The 14,858-nt window shown below is 59.6% G+C and carries 12 protein-coding genes and 3 pseudogenes; 7 read left to right on the top strand and 8 right to left on the bottom strand.

What is annotated here, in order from left to right:
• Positions 1–237: 237 nt before the first annotated feature.
• Positions 238–633 (bottom strand): annotated as a pseudogene (locus QFZ54_RS20415) (transposase); the annotation flags it as partial.
• A 614-nt stretch (positions 634–1,247) separates the two neighbouring features.
• Between QFZ54_RS20415 and QFZ54_RS13230 the strand changes: the two are divergent.
• The 5 genes and pseudogenes from QFZ54_RS13230 to tnpC (QFZ54_RS13205) form a co-directional block, all read left to right on the top strand.
• On the top strand, positions 1,248–2,414 hold the full coding sequence (locus QFZ54_RS13230) for a nucleotide sugar dehydrogenase (protein ID WP_307087776.1): 1,167 nt from the start codon (positions 1,248–1,250) through the stop codon (positions 2,412–2,414).
• 4 nt (positions 2,415–2,418) lie between these two features.
• On the top strand, positions 2,419–3,432 hold the full coding sequence (locus QFZ54_RS13225; RefSeq protein WP_307087774.1) for a GDP-mannose 4,6-dehydratase: 1,014 nt from the start codon (positions 2,419–2,421) through the stop codon (positions 3,430–3,432).
• A gap of 133 nt (positions 3,433–3,565) precedes the next feature.
• Positions 3,566–3,991, top strand: a complete 426-nt coding sequence (locus tag QFZ54_RS13220; RefSeq protein WP_307087772.1) for a transposase — start codon at positions 3,566–3,568, stop codon at positions 3,989–3,991.
• A 16-nt stretch (positions 3,992–4,007) separates the two neighbouring features.
• On the top strand, positions 4,008–4,334 hold the full coding sequence (gene tnpB, locus QFZ54_RS13215) for an IS66 family insertion sequence element accessory protein TnpB (protein WP_307087770.1): 327 nt from the start codon (positions 4,008–4,010) through the stop codon (positions 4,332–4,334).
• Positions 4,335–4,416: 82 nt separating this feature from the next.
• Positions 4,417–5,686 (top strand): annotated as a pseudogene (tnpC, locus tag QFZ54_RS13205) (IS66 family transposase); the annotation flags it as partial.
• Between the two features lie 54 nt (positions 5,687–5,740).
• On the opposite strand, the gene QFZ54_RS13200 reads toward tnpC (QFZ54_RS13205), so the two are convergent.
• The 4 genes from QFZ54_RS13200 to tnpA form a co-directional block, all read right to left on the bottom strand.
• Positions 5,741–5,992, bottom strand: coding sequence for a hypothetical protein (locus QFZ54_RS13200; RefSeq protein ID WP_307087767.1), 252 nt, complete (start codon positions 5,990–5,992; stop codon positions 5,741–5,743).
• Entirely contained in the window at positions 5,992–7,656 is a 1,665-nt protein-coding gene (tnpC, locus tag QFZ54_RS13195; protein ID WP_307087765.1) for an IS66 family transposase, read from the bottom strand. The genes QFZ54_RS13200 and tnpC (QFZ54_RS13195) overlap by 1 nt, the downstream gene beginning before the upstream one ends.
• A gap of 88 nt (positions 7,657–7,744) precedes the next feature.
• Positions 7,745–8,092, bottom strand: coding sequence for an IS66 family insertion sequence element accessory protein TnpB (tnpB, locus tag QFZ54_RS13190; protein WP_307087761.1), 348 nt, complete (start codon positions 8,090–8,092; stop codon positions 7,745–7,747).
• Positions 8,089–8,448, bottom strand: a complete 360-nt coding sequence (gene tnpA, locus QFZ54_RS13185) for an IS66-like element accessory protein TnpA (protein ID WP_307087759.1) — start codon at positions 8,446–8,448, stop codon at positions 8,089–8,091. The genes tnpB (QFZ54_RS13190) and tnpA overlap by 4 nt, the downstream gene beginning before the upstream one ends.
• 83 nt (positions 8,449–8,531) lie before the next feature.
• On the opposite strand from tnpA, the pseudogene QFZ54_RS13180 reads away from it, so the two are divergent.
• Positions 8,532–8,830: pseudogene (locus QFZ54_RS13180) on the top strand (transposase domain-containing protein); the annotation flags it as partial.
• A gap of 93 nt (positions 8,831–8,923) precedes the next feature.
• Here QFZ54_RS13180 and QFZ54_RS13175 read toward each other — a convergent pair.
• From QFZ54_RS13175 to QFZ54_RS13165, 3 genes are all read right to left on the bottom strand, one after another.
• A complete protein-coding gene (locus QFZ54_RS13175) occupies positions 8,924–9,766 on the bottom strand; it encodes a beta-1,6-N-acetylglucosaminyltransferase (protein ID WP_307087757.1) in 843 nt (280 codons plus the stop codon).
• A gap of 14 nt (positions 9,767–9,780) precedes the next feature.
• On the bottom strand, positions 9,781–10,827 hold the full coding sequence (locus QFZ54_RS13170) for a glycosyltransferase family 4 protein (RefSeq protein WP_307089446.1): 1,047 nt from the start codon (positions 10,825–10,827) through the stop codon (positions 9,781–9,783).
• A gap of 127 nt (positions 10,828–10,954) precedes the next feature.
• Positions 10,955–12,013 carry a glycosyltransferase family 2 protein gene (locus tag QFZ54_RS13165; RefSeq protein WP_307087755.1) on the bottom strand — a complete coding sequence of 353 codons (1,059 nt, stop codon included), beginning with the start codon at positions 12,011–12,013 and terminating at the stop codon, positions 10,955–10,957.
• 540 nt (positions 12,014–12,553) lie between these two features.
• On the opposite strand from QFZ54_RS13165, the gene QFZ54_RS13160 reads away from it, so the two are divergent.
• On the top strand, positions 12,554–14,851 hold the full coding sequence (locus QFZ54_RS13160) for an O-antigen ligase family protein (RefSeq protein WP_307087753.1): 2,298 nt from the start codon (positions 12,554–12,556) through the stop codon (positions 14,849–14,851).
• Positions 14,852–14,858: the final 7 nt, after the last annotated feature.

Below are 14,858 nucleotides of genomic sequence, written 5' to 3'. Positions count from 1 at the left end.
GGGCACGGCATATTCGGCAGCTACGAAGCTGCGCTATGGCCTGCGCCGGTGAGTCGCCACGGATATGTAAAAGCCTGTTGATCGCCCCGGTCGGAGTGTCGTTGTCGCTGTCTCCGACATTACCGATCAAGAACTTAATACTGATTCGATAATGCGCTCGGTGTACTTCATTAAACAGTATTGAAAGAATTTAATAAGTCACTGCAACGCTTTAGAAGCGAGAAAAGGCGATTGAAATCAGGAAGCTGCCTGAGTAAAAATGTAACGCCCAAAGCATGCTCGACGCTGGAGGTAAGACCGCCGGTTAACGTGATGAGGCGGGCATAGCGCCGTTTTGACGCGGTATCGTACGCGCCCGCCTGCTACGGAGTGCTTCACGCCTGCTCTCGACTGCCTCACAATAAACATCACCGTGTTTGCCGTAGTTCGACACCGGCTAGTGACCTTCCGATAGCCGCATGCCTCCAGCACCGCGTTAATGAAATCGAGCTGGCCGTTGTCGCCCATCCGGTGGAAATGATATTGCACCGTCGTGATGGGCGGTAAGTCCTTAGACAGTTGCGCCCATTGGCACCCTGTCGATGCGATATACCGGATCGCTTCCCACAGGTTCTGCGCGCGGGCGTCCCATCTTGGAGGTTCGCCTCAATAATGGCCGGACAATAGCCCATTCCTCGGCGGTTCAGTCGCTTGCGTAGCGCAGCTTGCTTTTGTCATACTCGCGCCGAGCGGTTTTAGGCTAGCCCATGTGGGCCCCGCCAGCCCCCGGTGAAACACAAGTTATTGAAATCGCCTAACACAGTCTTCGGTCAGGCTCCAACATATCGATATCGTCCTGACGATTCAGTACTGCCAAGTGTCCAAGTGGCCGCCCTGTAATAAATTGCATACAATTAGGGCTTGATGGCCTGCGGCCAAGATTGTGTGGTCGAGAGACGGTTCTACAAAACAAAATATGGGCTAATCTGAACGCGTTGGAAGGATTATGATGCCTTTTCCTTCCTACGATACTGGTGTTCGTCGCAGCCTTTCCTGTAAATTGGCGATTATCTACATTCGAGATTAACAAGTTTCTGTTCTCACCAAATGCAAACTCGTATATGTCTCGATTATGCAGTTGCAGCATAGTGCAGTGTGTCTGTCGCATTTGGCATCGAGAACCATGTGGCAATCGAGCAAGAATAGACGAGCGATCGTGGGGGGCGGTGAATGCGGCAAGAAATTTCGAGTGATGCGGGGAACGATGGATGAAGATCGCAGTGTTTGGGCTCGGCTATGTCGGACTGTCCAACGCAGTCCTCCTGGCTCAGCACAATGAGGTCGTCGCGGTCGATATCACTGCCGGCCGGGTCGATATGGTCAACGCGCGGAAATCGCCCATTGTTGATGCCGAACTGGAAGAGTTCCTCGCGACCAAGCCGTTGAACCTGACTGCCACACTCGATCCGCAAACGGCGCTGGCCTGGGCAGACTACGTAATCGTCGCCACCCCGACGAATTACGACGTCGACAGCAACCAATTCGACACGTCGTCGGTCGAAGCAGTGATCCGGACTGCTACGGCGGGCAACCCGCAAGCCACCATCGTCATTAAGTCGACCATCCCCGTCGGCTTCGTCAAGGACGTGCGTCAGCGGCTGGGGACCGAGCAAGTCATCTTCAGTCCCGAGTTCCTGCGGGAGGGCAGGGCACTGTACGACAACCTCTACCCCTCGCGCATCATCGTAGGCGAGCGGTCCGAACGCGCGCGGATCTTCGCCGACTTGCTGCTACAGGGCGCGCAGAAAAGCGATGTCCAGGTCCTGTTCTGCGATTCCAATGAGGCCGAGGCAGTCAAGCTGTTCGCCAACACCTACCTTGCCATGCGCGTGGCGTTCTTTAACGAACTGGACAGCTACGCTATCGGCCTCGGCATGGACACCCGCCAGATCATTACCGGCATCGGCCTCGATCCGCGTATCGGTGCGCACTATAACAACCCCAGTTTCGGTTACGGCGGCTATTGCCTGCCAAAAGATACCAAGCAGCTGCTGGCCAACTACTCCGATGTGCCCCAGAACCTGATCCGTGCGATCGTCGACGCCAACCGCACCCGCAAAGACTTTCTCGCTGAAAAGATCATCGCCAAGTCACCCCGCAGGGTCGGCGTGTTTCGCTTAGTGATGAAGGCGGGATCGGACAATTTCCGCGACTCGTCGATCCAGGGTATCATAAAGCGGATAAAGGCCAAGGGCATCGAAGTGGTGATCTACGAGCCGGCAATGCAGGAGAACGAGTTCTTCGGCTCAAAGGTTGTTCGCGATCTGGCCGCGTTCAAGGAAGACTGCGATATCATTCTTGCCAACCGCATGGCGCCCGAGATTGAAGATGCCGCCGAGAAAATTTTCACCCGCGACTTGTTCGGATCGGATTAAACCCATGCGTACCGCCCTCGTCACCGGCTCGGCCGGCTTCATCGGGTCCTTCGTCTGCGAGCGATTGCTCCGCGACGGGTTCCGCGTCATTGGCCTCGACGCGATGACCGACTATTATGAGGTGTCGCTCAAGCAACGGCGCCAGGCCCGGTTACTCCAGTCTGAGCACTTCCAGGCGATCGAGGACTATGTCGAGACGCCCGATCTGCTGATGGAGATTTTTGCGCGTGAAAAGCCCGACGTGGTGATTCACCTCGCCGCTCAGGCGGGCGTGCGCTACTCGATTGAGAACCCGCGGTCCTATCTGGAAAGCAACATCGTTGGCACGTTCGAGTTGCTCGAAGCCGCGCGCGCTCATCCACCTGAGCACCTGCTGCTCGCCTCTACCTCTTCTGCCTTTGGCGCCAACACCGAGATGCCTTACCGGGAAACCGATAAGGCCGACCACCAAATGTCGTTCTATGCGGCCACCAAGAAGGCGACCGAGAACATGTCGCACAGCTATGCGCACCTGTTCGGCCTGCCGGTGACGATGTTCCGATTTTTCACTGTGTACGGCCCGTGGGGCCGCCCGGACATGGCTCTGTTCAAGTTCACCAAGGCGATCCTCGCAGGCGACCTGATCGACGTTTACAACTACGGTGATATGAAGCGCGACTTCACTTACGTCGAGGATCTTGTCGAAGCTATCCGCCTGCTGATCGACACCCCCCCCGTCCGCCCCATCAATGGCGAGGCCGTTCCCGAAGGCGACAGCCTGTCGCCCGTCGCCCCCTGGCGCGTGGTCAACATCGGCAACTCCGACGCGGTGCAACTCACCGATTTCATCCAAACGATCGAAGATGCCACCGGACGCAAGGCGGAGCGCAACCTTATGCCGATGCAAGCCGGCGATGTGCCGGCAACGTGGGCGGACGCGAACCTGCTAAAGTCGCTCACTGGATACTCGCCCAAGACAGGCGTGCGCGAGGGTGTGACGAAGTTCGTTGAGTGGTATCGAGAGTATTATGGCAAATGAAATGGCGTGGCGTGCTTAAATGCCGCCGATTGAATATCTCTGCAAAATTCTAATCGTAAGTAAGCGTGGTCTGAAGGTCGCCTTGTAGGGGAGCGTTCAACGGGTTGATGGCGGCTCTTTGAACGGGGCCGTAATGTCAGACGAGATCACCGAACCACCCGCAGATGTAGTGACCGGTCGTATGAGTGGTCGTATCGAGATTGTCGGGCGGGTGTCGGGCCGGCGCCGCTGGACGGTCGAGCAGAAGCTGGCGATCCTGCGCGATGCATTTGGGCCGGATGGATTGGTCCGGGCAGCGGTCGAGCGCCACGAGATTGGCAACGGCGCGATCTACACTTGGCGGCGCCAGGCGATGTCGGGTGCACTGAGTGGAGTGCCGGCCCGGCCCCAGACCGCATTTGCCGAAGTCCGGGTCAGCGATCCGCCCGTGATGCTGTCGGCGCCGCCGTCGAGGTGGCAGCGGACGCCCGGACCACGGGGCATATCGGCATCGAGCTGCCGTCGGGTGTGCGACTGGCGGTCGATGGCACGGTCGACGCCGAGGCGCTATCGCGCGTGATCGGCGTGCTGGCGCGATGATCCCGCAGCCGACATCGACGCGGATATTCCTGGCGTGCGGCGTCAACAACATGCGCAAGGGCTTTGATGGCCTGGCGGTATTGGTGAAGCAGTTGCTCCGGGAGAAACCACATTCCGGTGCGCTGTTCGCGTTCCGTAGCAAGCGCGGCGGCCTGATCAAGTTGCTGTGGTTCGACGGTCAGGGCCTGTGCCTGTTTTCGAAGCGGATGGACCGGGGGCGTTTTGTCTGGCCAGTGACCGCGACCGGCACAGTGACGCTTACATCGGCGCAGGTATCGATGCTTCTAGAGGGCGTCGACCGGCGCCGCCCAGAGCGGACATAGACACCAACATTGGCAGGCTAAAAACGTAGCTTTTCCGCCATTTTTGCTCGGGTGAAAGTGCGCGAACTGCTATAAAAATGAGGTGTCGCAAGCCCCTCTTGCCCCATCTGATGCCGAGGCCCGGATTGCCGTGCTGGAGGCGTCGCTCGCCCGGGCCAATGCAGCACTTGCCGCCCGCGACCTGCTCATCGAGACACTGCGTGGACAGATCGCCCGGCTGCGGCGGATGCAGTTCGGCGCATCCTCCGAGAAGCTGACGCGCGAGATCGCCCAGCTCAAACTCGCGCTTGAGGAACTGGAAACCGAGAGCGCAGTCCCGGACGGAGATCGGCGCGACCTTGTCAGACACGCCCGTGCGGCTCGCACCAGTCCGTGTGTTGCCCGACCACCTGCCTTGCCAGGAGGTCGTCCACGAACCCGCGTCCGGCGCCTGCACATGCCCGGACTGCGGGGGTGCTCTACGCCGCCTCGGGCAAGACGCCCATGAGATGCTCGACGTCCTGCCGGTGCACTGGCGCTTGGTGCGGAACGTCCGACCGAAATATAGCTGCCGGACCTGTGAGAAGATCGTCCAGGCGGCTGCCCCGGTGAAGGCGGTCGCCCGCCGGAAGGCGACATTTGCAACGCTGGCGCATGTCGTCGTCTCGAAGTTCGACCATCATCTGCCGCTTTACCGGCAGTCCGAGATGATGGCCGCCCAAGGCCTGGACATCGACCGCTCGACGCGGGCGGGCTGGGTCGGTCAGGCAGCAGCGCTGCTCGACCCCATCGTCAGCCGCATCCGTGAGGAAGTGCTGCAAGGCGACAAGATCGACGCGGACGACACGCCAGTTCCCGTGCTCGACCCCGGTCGCGGACGCACCGCGACCGGGCGGCTGTGGGTGTATGCGGTCGACGACCGGGCCTCGGGCAACACGACCTCGCCTGCGACATGGTATCACTTCACGACCGACCGCACCGGTGCACATCCGCAAGCCCATCTCGCCGAATTTCGAGGTTTCCTCCAGGCCGACGCGTATGCTGGTTACGACGCGCTCTATCGAAGCGGCGTCACCGAAGTCGCGTGCTGGGCCCATTTCAGGCGCAAGGTGTTCGACCTGCACGAGCGGGTTGCCACGCCGCTGACCACCGACATTCTTGAACGCATCGGTGCCTTGTACGGCATAGAAGCCGAGGTCCGCGGCAGGCCGCCCGACGTGCAACTGGCGGCGCGGCAGAACCGGACGACGCCGCTGGTCGATGCGCTGCGCGAGGCACTGGACGCGGCACTGCGCCGGCTGTTGCCAAAGTCCGACATGGCCAAGGCTATCGCCTATGGCACAAAGCGATGGCCCGCGCTGTGCCGCTTCCTCGTACGCATCCGATAGAGGCCGCGGATTGACGGCTATCGGAGCGGGGCTGGTGCGTCAGTCCTTGTCGAGGAAGGCCTCGCAACCTTCTTCGGCCAGCGCGCTTTGGAAGGCTGCATCAGCGTCGCGATCGGTTTCGAACTGGTCGTCCCAGACGATCGAGGTGTTGTGATCGTTGACCACTTCGAGAGACCACCCTCGCTCAGTTGCTAGACGGACGATGTGGACTTCCAGTCGCCTGCCACCTCGCTCGATCGACCGGTTCAGCGAAGATTCGATCAGTTCGGGTTCGGGTTGGGGATCAGTCATCAGGCAGCCTCTTGCACGAGCGGCGTTTTACGAAAGCGAATCCATTCCCAAGGCAGCAGCTCATGAAGCCGGGACTGCGGCAGATCAGCGATGCGGACAAGGACGTCGGTAAGCCACGCGAGCGGATCGACGCCATTGAGCCTGGCGGTGCCGATGAGGCTGTACATCATCGCAGCGCGCTCACCGCCGCGATCCGAGCCGACAAACAACCAGGCTTTCCTGCCGCGCGCTACGCTGCGCAGCTCTCGCTCGGCCGCGTTATTCGTCAGGCAGATCCGACCGTCCACGAGGAATGTCGTGAACCCCGCCCAGTCGTTGAGCAGATAGGCGATCGCTTTGGCGACGGCATCGTGACGCGACAGAATGCCGCGCTTTTCCCGCATCCAGGTTTCCAGTGCTCGGATCAGGGGTGCGACGCGTTCCTGGCGCACGCTCGGGCGCTCGCCGGCAGTCCGCCCGGTGATCTCTCGCTCGATCGCGAAGATCTGGTCGATCCATTCGAGAGCCTCCTTCGCCAACGGCGAGACGAGCGGCACGCCGCCCTTCTGGCGCTTGAGTTGACGCGCCACATCGGCCAGCTCGAAGAACTGCCGGCGGGCGTGAGCCCAGCAGTTCGCCCGCGTCATCGGTTTGTCAGCCCAGCCATCGCGGAACAGGTCGTTGAAGTCGGCATAGCGGTCGACCTGCAGAATACCGGTATAGCCAGCGAGATGGCCGCGGGGATGTTCGCCTTTCCGGGGCCGCGAGTAATAGCACAGCACTGCCGGCGGTGCTGGACCGCCGAACGGGCGGTCGTCGCGCACGTAATCCCAGATCCGCGCGACGTCGGTCTTGTACTTCGCCAGCCGCGGAACGGTGGTGTCATCGCCGTGGAGACGCTCGGCCGCCAGGACGTGCGCTTCAATTAGCAGGAACAAGGGCCTGGCAGCTACGCTCACTGCGCCGATCTGATCTGCGAGCGTCGACAGGCTCAAGGAGATGCCCTCGCTCTCGAGGCGATCGCGCTGACTGTTGAGCGGCTGGTGCAGACCATATTTCTGAAAGACCAAACTGGCCAGAAAGTGCGGCCCGAACATGCCCCTCGGGGTGACGTGGAACGGCGCCGGTGGCTGGCTGATCTTCTCGCACTGACGGCAAGAGACCTTTTCCCGTACGGTCTGAATTACCTTGTGGCGGGCGGGCACCTTTTCGAGTGTCTCGGTAATATCGGCCGGAAGATGGCTGAGGTCGGCCGACCCGCAGCAAGGGCACAGCTCGGGTGCCGGGATGACGACCTGTTCGCGCGGCAAGCCTGGATCGAAGTCGCGGCGGGTGGACCTTACGCGGGTGAACGCGGTCAAAGTCGTCGCTTTGGCGGCAGCTATTGCGCCCAAGCCCTCCGCCTCGGTGGCGTCCGCCTCGAGCTCCTCGAACGTCAGTTCCAACTGGTCGATCAGCCGACGGCTGCGTTCCGAACTGGCGCCGTATTTGTCGCGCCGCATCTTCTCGTTCATCAACTCGAGATGAGCATTGCGGGCTAGCAGATCGGCATTGATAGCTCTGACGCGGGCCGTTTCGGCTTCGGCATTGAGCGCGTTCGCCTGGGCCTTTTCCGCGAGATCACGAGCGACCGCCAGTTCGGTGCGAAGCTGCAAAAGCTCGTCGGAGGCATCGCTCGAAAGCATGCCAGATTATACCAGAACACCCTTGAGAAACCTATGGTTTTTGGCGGATTTCCGCCGCTTTTCTCATCCTGACTGCCGCTGGAGGTAGTCACCCAACCCGGGTCGGACGCCACGTTTCCTGCGGATTGCGCCAGTCGATACCTTCGAGCAGGCACGCCATCGCCGAGCCCGAGATCGCGACCGTGCCGTCCTTGGCAGCCGGCCACACGAAGCGCCCGCGCTCCAGCCGCTTGGCGTACAGCGACATGCCCAGCCCGTCATGCCACAGGATCTTACACAGTGACCCGCTTTTCCCGCGGAACACGTACAGGTCGCCGGCATGGACGTCCTTGTTCAGCGCTTGCTGAACCTGCAATGCGAGCGAACGCATGCCACGCCGCATGTCCGTGTGACCCAACGCCAGCCAAACTTTCACGCCGTTCGGAACAGGTATCATCGGATCACGGACTTGAGCACCGCGGCCACCTGATCGGGCGACGCTGATGCGAAGACGCTTACGCGTCCGCCCCGCGCCAGATCAACGACGATGGTCGGCTGCACGGTCGGCAATTCGACCGGGCAATCCTCAACGACCACCGCTTCGGCAAAGCCGGCGACCGCAGTCGGCGCATTTGACCGTCGGCGAAACTTGCGGCGCCAAGTATAGATCAACCCCGTCGAGACATCATGCCGCCGAGCGACCTGCGCAACAAACGCGCCCGGTGCAAAGGCCTCCGCCAGGATTTGCACCCGCTCCTCATCGCTCCACCGGCGACGGCGCTCAGGCCCGCCGAAAACCGTGATCTGACCCACAACACCTACTCCTAAGCGTACTCTTAAGAGCGCGCTTAAGACCGGTCCTTCGCCTGACCGGCAAGGCGGCCGCTACCGGAGGCGTACGCTTCCTCGATGACGGACGCCTGGAGATCGATAACAACATCGCCGAACGCGCGTTGCGCGGCGTTGCCGTCGGACGGCGGAACTGGCTGTTCGCCGGTTCGAAGACGGGCGCGAGCGCGCCGCAGCGATCTACACCGTCATCCAGACCTGCCAGGCCAACGCCGTCGACCCGCAGGCCTACATCGCCGACGTCACTGGGAAGATCGCAGCGGATTGGCCAGCAGCGCGATGGGACGAACTTATGCCCTGGAATTGGTCCGCGCAAACCGCAAAGCTAGTGGCGCAAGCCGCGTAATCTGCGGTCTGCCGGCCACGCTTACAATCGTAATCAGTTTAATACGTATCAATCAGTACTGGGAAAATCACAAATACCTATGTCATACGTCGGCTATGATTTTCCGTATTCAGCCTCGAGCCTAGTTACCACCGAGTCCGACTTCTCAGTGCTCACCTTTCGGGCGAATACATCCCCGGAATTTAAAATTGGTCCAAAATCGCTATCGTCCAAAAATGCGGGCCGCCCCCGACCTGAATGCCAGTCAGTATACCGCAAGTTACGCTGATTGACGCGCGACGCATACTCCCAGTTCATGATCACGGACTGGAAGAAAAACTCTTCCGGGATATATGTCGTACGCAACTCGTGAAGAAGGGCGTGCGCTTCGCTGGATTCCACGATTCTTCGGCATATGGCGAAAGGCATGGACAGCCAGACTTCACCTTTGTGAAGCGGCGTCTGGCTTAGTAACTGCGATCTAGCCAATCCGGGGAGCGCCTGGATTTTCTGAAGCAGAAGATCTGCTGTTTGCCACACACGTCGCCGTTTTTGCCAGCTATGCAGCAGGTTGCGATGCGCAATTCTGGCCTCTACGTTTTCCGGAAAATCGTGTCGTGGGATTGATTTCATGTAGATAGTCCCATCCCAATATTCGGTAAAGGATGAAAGTGGCTTTATGACTATGTCCTGCCCGGACAGCGTGTGAACGTAACCGTAGGGCTCTCCGGAAAGGACGGCATCACGCATCAAGCCAACGATAGCCTGGATATGCTCATGGCCTCCCCACGGAATGTCGTAACAGGTCTGAACAGTTCGACACAGTCCCTTGAGAATTTCCATCTCGCTGTTGGCGAATCGAGTCTTGCGATCGACATGGAGGTAAACGTCGACATCGAACATCCGTAGGCGACGCAGCGACCGCACGAGCATCGCGAAGTCCTTATAAGCGGTCATTATCGCAACATGTCTCATGCCGCGATTGCCTCGAGTATGCCCGCTGCCCTCTGATCCCACGTGAAGCGATTCAAAAAGGTCGACAGCGCATTTCGACCCAGTTTCTCACGCAATCCCGGATCCTGTGCCAATCTGTCTAGCGCCAAGATCCAGTCTTCTATGTCGCGCGGATTGCAAAGCAGGACCTCTTTGTCGTTCTGAACGACTTCCCGGATAGCGGGCAGGTCCGACACCAGGATTGCCCTTGCATGCGCCATGTACTCGAACAGTTTCAAAGGTGACATCCAGCGAGCAAGGTTGAAGGTGACACTAAGGCCGCCGACGTTCTCGAGATAAGGGGCCAGGGCAACGTCGAAGGTGTTGATCAAAGCGTCAACGTCTCGATTAGGAAGATGTCCGAGGAATTCAACGCGACCTTCGACCTTTTGTTTCCAGTAAGCGATACTTTCAGCATCTCCACCAGCAACGACAAAGGTATAGTCAGTCCGCATGGCCAATTCGGCGATCAGCTCCATCCCTTTTCCGGGAAACATCGAGCCGACATATCCGACGCGCAATTGCTGGCCCGGCACCGGCTGAACCGGATGTATCGGTTGCTTTACTGGATCCGTTCCGCTTGGAGCTACATAGAGAAGTGGCAAAAGTCTTGGGAACATTGTGATATAATATTGGGCGAGAGCACCATTTATCGTCACAAGCCGTCGGAAGCGCGAGAACCTCGCTAACTGGCGAAATACAAAATTACCACTCTTCGAATAGGCCTCCACCGGGCCGTGAGCTTCATGCACAACTGATAATCCAAGTAAGTCCGCAAACCCGCAAGATCTGATGCAGCGGCTATAGACGATATCACTATGTCGCCTCCGGGCCCTGAGGGCAGCCTTAATAGCGAATTCGATCCCACTGGCAAACCGGAGGCGTTGATGGTGGACTGTGAATCGATCCGTGCAGCCATAGTACTCGAATAAGTCATCATCGGAAGGAGGCGATATTTTGGTGAACAGGGGAATTATTAGCTCTAGATCATGCCCAGCCCTCGTGAATGCTGAACACATTCGCATCACCTGTACCGTGCTGGCTCCGCTTGCCGGCATTTCAGCATTGTGGATGTAAGTCAGACGCATAGCCGAGGTCAGTCCCGAAAGTTACGGATATGTAGCAAGCGATGAGTGATGCGGTATCTTTCGCTCATTTCGGCTGCAACAACAGTTGGGACCGAGCGATCTCTCCCTGGTTAGGATGAGCGACAATCGCGCCCAAACCGTCCATCATCAACTTCCGCCAAGTACTCCCGCTACCCACCGGGCCTCGATAAGCGCCACGAAAAACACAGACGCTAAGGTTCCACAATCTAAGGGGTCGGAAATCCGCGCACGCGATCCGGAAGCGGCGTTCATAATGCTCCTCATATTGCTTCAGAAAGCGCAAACTACGCTCGAATTTTTGAGCCGAGAATATCGTGGGGTCTAGAGAGTTAGGATCAATCGTAGCCGCAAGCTGGTTGAGCGATCGCAAAACACTAAGCCGCTTCAGAATGTAGAAGCCAAACCTGTTCCGCATCAAGCTAAGCATGTCGGACTGGCTGCGTCCTGATCTCATCCATCCCGCTGCATTATCGTCATGTTGACGGTATAACGCGAGCGGGTCGGGTAGATTGGCGATCGACCCGACCAACGTGGCCAGAAAGCATATCCACCGGTCATGCGAAAAAAGCCGGTTGGTTTCGATGATATCAGCCGGCCGTTGCCCTGCTGGTATAAGGGCGAGCATGCTCGTAGGAAACGTACAAACGAACCCTGAAAATGCGTTTAGGGGATCAAATTCTGCTAAAAGCCCCTTGGGCACCCCGCGGCGCGTTTCGAGGCCGATGGGCTCAAGCTGCTCGTTCACCTTGGTCGCGTCGTGCACGCACAGGACGACGCCGGGCTGCGCCAGTGCGTCCAGCGACAGTTCTATCTTGCGGGGATCCCAGATGTCATCCTGATCGGAAAAGGCGATGAAGTCGCCTTCGCACAGAGACGCGGCCTTCATGAAGTTCGACGAGAAGTAGAGCCGATCCTCGTTGCGGATGAAGCGGATGCGGAACGGCGCTTTTTCGGCGAAGGCGTTAACGATCTGCTCGGTCGCGTCAGTAGACTGGTCGTCGGTGATTACCAGTTCCCAGGGCAAGTGCGTCTGGGCGAGAATCGAATTTAACTGCTCCTGAATGAAGCGGGCGCCGTTGTAAGTCGCCATCGCGATCGACACGCGAGCTTCACGCGGAGAGGACAGATGTGCCGGAAGGCTCACGGGACACGAACTCCTAAGAAATGACATGCAACGATAATAACGTTTTCGGACTATGTTGCTTTAGCACTTGTGATGCCGACAAGCCCGGGCTGGAAGAAGTCGCTTCAAATACCTTGCTGCAATGCGGTAGAGTTGGCAAGTAAAAGCACGTACGAGCCAGTCCCATGAAAGATGCGCGATCAGGGTTTGGCCTTATTGCGGCGTCCCTGAGGGAGCTAAATCTTTCTAGCGATGGTCTTTTTTGGGCGTTAAAGAGGATCTAAAGCATGTCGACACGGACCGTTAGGGGCATTGCGAAAACATCTTGGCAAAGCGCCGTGACTGCCCAACCCGTGCGCCTGAAGGTGCTGTTGGTCATCGCAGCGCTTCTCGGTGGGGCGGGCGCGCTCAATCCTTGGCGTGATCTGGCCCTGGAAATTTTTGCGCTAGTTGTGCTGGCCGGCATCGCTTGGTTCGGTCCGCGTCGGCGCGGGCAGCGGCAGGGTGGTTCCGGTTGGTTTGGCCTTGCTTGTCGCCGTGCCCCTTTTGCAACTCGTTCCGCTGCCGCCCGCGGTATGGATGAAGCTGTCGGGCCGATCGTTCGCGGCAGAGATCGCGAGCAGCGTCACCCCTGGGGCGTGGTATCCACTCTCGCTCGATGCGCCGGCGACCTGGCAGTGGCTGGTAGCGCTGTCGGTGCCGGTTGCGGCGTTTCTGCTGGCGCGTGGGACGAGCTGCGATCAAGGCCTGCCCGTGCTCTGGACTATCATCCTGATAGGGTGCCTGAGCGGCCTGCTCGGCCTGCTGCAGCTAGCGGCGGGGGGGCTTCACCTTTACGTTTCAGCGCATAACAATTTTCCCGTCGGTCTGTTCGCCAACCGAAACCACCAAGCGACGATGATGGCGATCACTGCTTCCGTCACGCTGCTGCTGGCGGTTCGACGTATCCGCGATCACCCGGGCTCAGACCTGTTGTGGCCTTATATGCCGATTCTGTTTCTGGCGGCGACGGTTTGCCTGCTGACCCAATCCCGGGCTGGCGTGGCGCTACTGGCTCTCGGGATCATACCCGCGCTGCTGATGTTGCGGCGGACCGTTCCCAAGTCGATCGCGTTGGCGGGCCTAGCCGGGATCGTGCTGGCGGGAGTGTGGCTGCTGTTCACCGGGAGCGGTCAGGGGGTGTTCGCGCGGCTCTCGCGCGCCGGTGGGGATGAGCGTTTCGTCAGCTGGGAAGGTGTCTGGTTCATGGCGACCCACCATTTCCCTTATGGTACAGGCCTCGGTTCGTTCGTGCGCGCGTTTTCCCCGGTCGAGAGCCTGAACACGGTTTCACGCAATTACCTCAATCACGCGCATTGTGATTACCTCGAACTGATCGCCGAGGCCGGAATAGTAGGCGTGCTCGCGATCGCAGCGGCGCTGGTTTTCGTTGTGCTGGCGGTGCGTCGCGTTGCGGCCTTGTCGGCGACGCAAGACCGGGCCTTTGTCGAGGTAGCGGCAGTTACCGTTCTCGTGTTGTTGCTCTTGCATTCGCTGGTGGACTATCCGGCCAGAACCTTCGCGATCGCTGCGATTGCCGGGGCTATGGCGGGCTTGTTGACACGCCCTTCCGGGGATGAGGTCGGAGTCGAGATGTGTAGATTGCCGGGCTTCGTCCGGTTCGCCGTGCCCGCGTTGGTTTTGGTGGCGGCCGCTCAAGTCGTGCGTCTGACGTTGGGCGCGATAGTGGCGGCGGCGGGCGGCACGGTAGCATTGCCTGCCAGCATGCTGCTGGGATCGGACGCAATGGCACTGACAGCGCGCGCCGAACTCGCCGCAGGCCATCCCGCAACTGCCGAGCGCAGTGCCGTAGCCGCCCTTCGCGCATCAACGTACAATGCCACTGCGCTGCAGACGCTTGGAGAAATCTTTGGCGCGCGCGGTGACGAGGTGGGGGCTTATCGCCTGCTGAGCCTTGCTGCGCGCGCTACTTGGCGCAATTCGGACGTGCAGTGGTGGGCGCTGCGCCAGTCACTTCGCGACAACAATCCCCAAGGTGCGGTCGACGCCGGAGATGCGCTGCTGCGGCGGGGTCGTTACACCCCGCAAGTGCTGTCAGTGTTCGTCGCTATGGCGGCAAATGGACCGGCGCGAGCGGTACTGGCCCAGCGCGTGGCACAATACCCACCATGGTCCGACACGCTTCTGCGCACGATGGCGCGGCCTGACTTGAACCGGACGAGCAACACGCTGACCTTACTGGCCGACGCAATGGCGCGCGGCTATCGGCCTAACGACGCGCTGCCGCAGACTTTCCTTACTGCCGCGCTTGAGCAAGGGTACGGCGATGCGGTTCTGGCACTGGTGCGCACTGCCAATCCCAAGGTTGCTCTCGATCCGCGGGAGGGGCCAGTCGATGGCGACTTCAGCAGAATCGCCGCGAACCGGATCTCTTGGGGACCAATCGGTTGGCGGTTCGGCGACCGAACTGCCTACTTCGATGACGTATACGGGGGGCCCGGTCAACGCCTCCACGTCGGACGAACCGCGGGCGGGGATGTGCTGACTCAGCGCCTGCTGCTCAAAGCCGGAACCTACACACTGCGCTTTGTCGGCGGCATGAGTGACCCAAGCGGCGGGGAGGCCCGCTGGACGATAGGGTGCAGGACAACCAGTGCAAAGCTTGTGCAAGCTACAATCGGCAGAATGCCGGACAGTGTAGTATCGGTGCGCTTTACCGTGCCGCAACAATGTCCCGTCCAGGTGCTGACACTCGAGGTTCTGCCGTCTTCGAATGACGCAATTGCAGACCTGAGAGATATGACGATCAATAATTAAAATTGGG

This window comes from Sphingomonas faeni (genome assembly GCF_030817315.1).
Lineage (GTDB): Bacteria > Pseudomonadota > Alphaproteobacteria > Sphingomonadales > Sphingomonadaceae > Sphingomonas > Sphingomonas faeni_C.
Note: the sequence above shows the minus strand (reverse complement) of the source record. Positions and strands in the feature narration are given on the sequence as shown.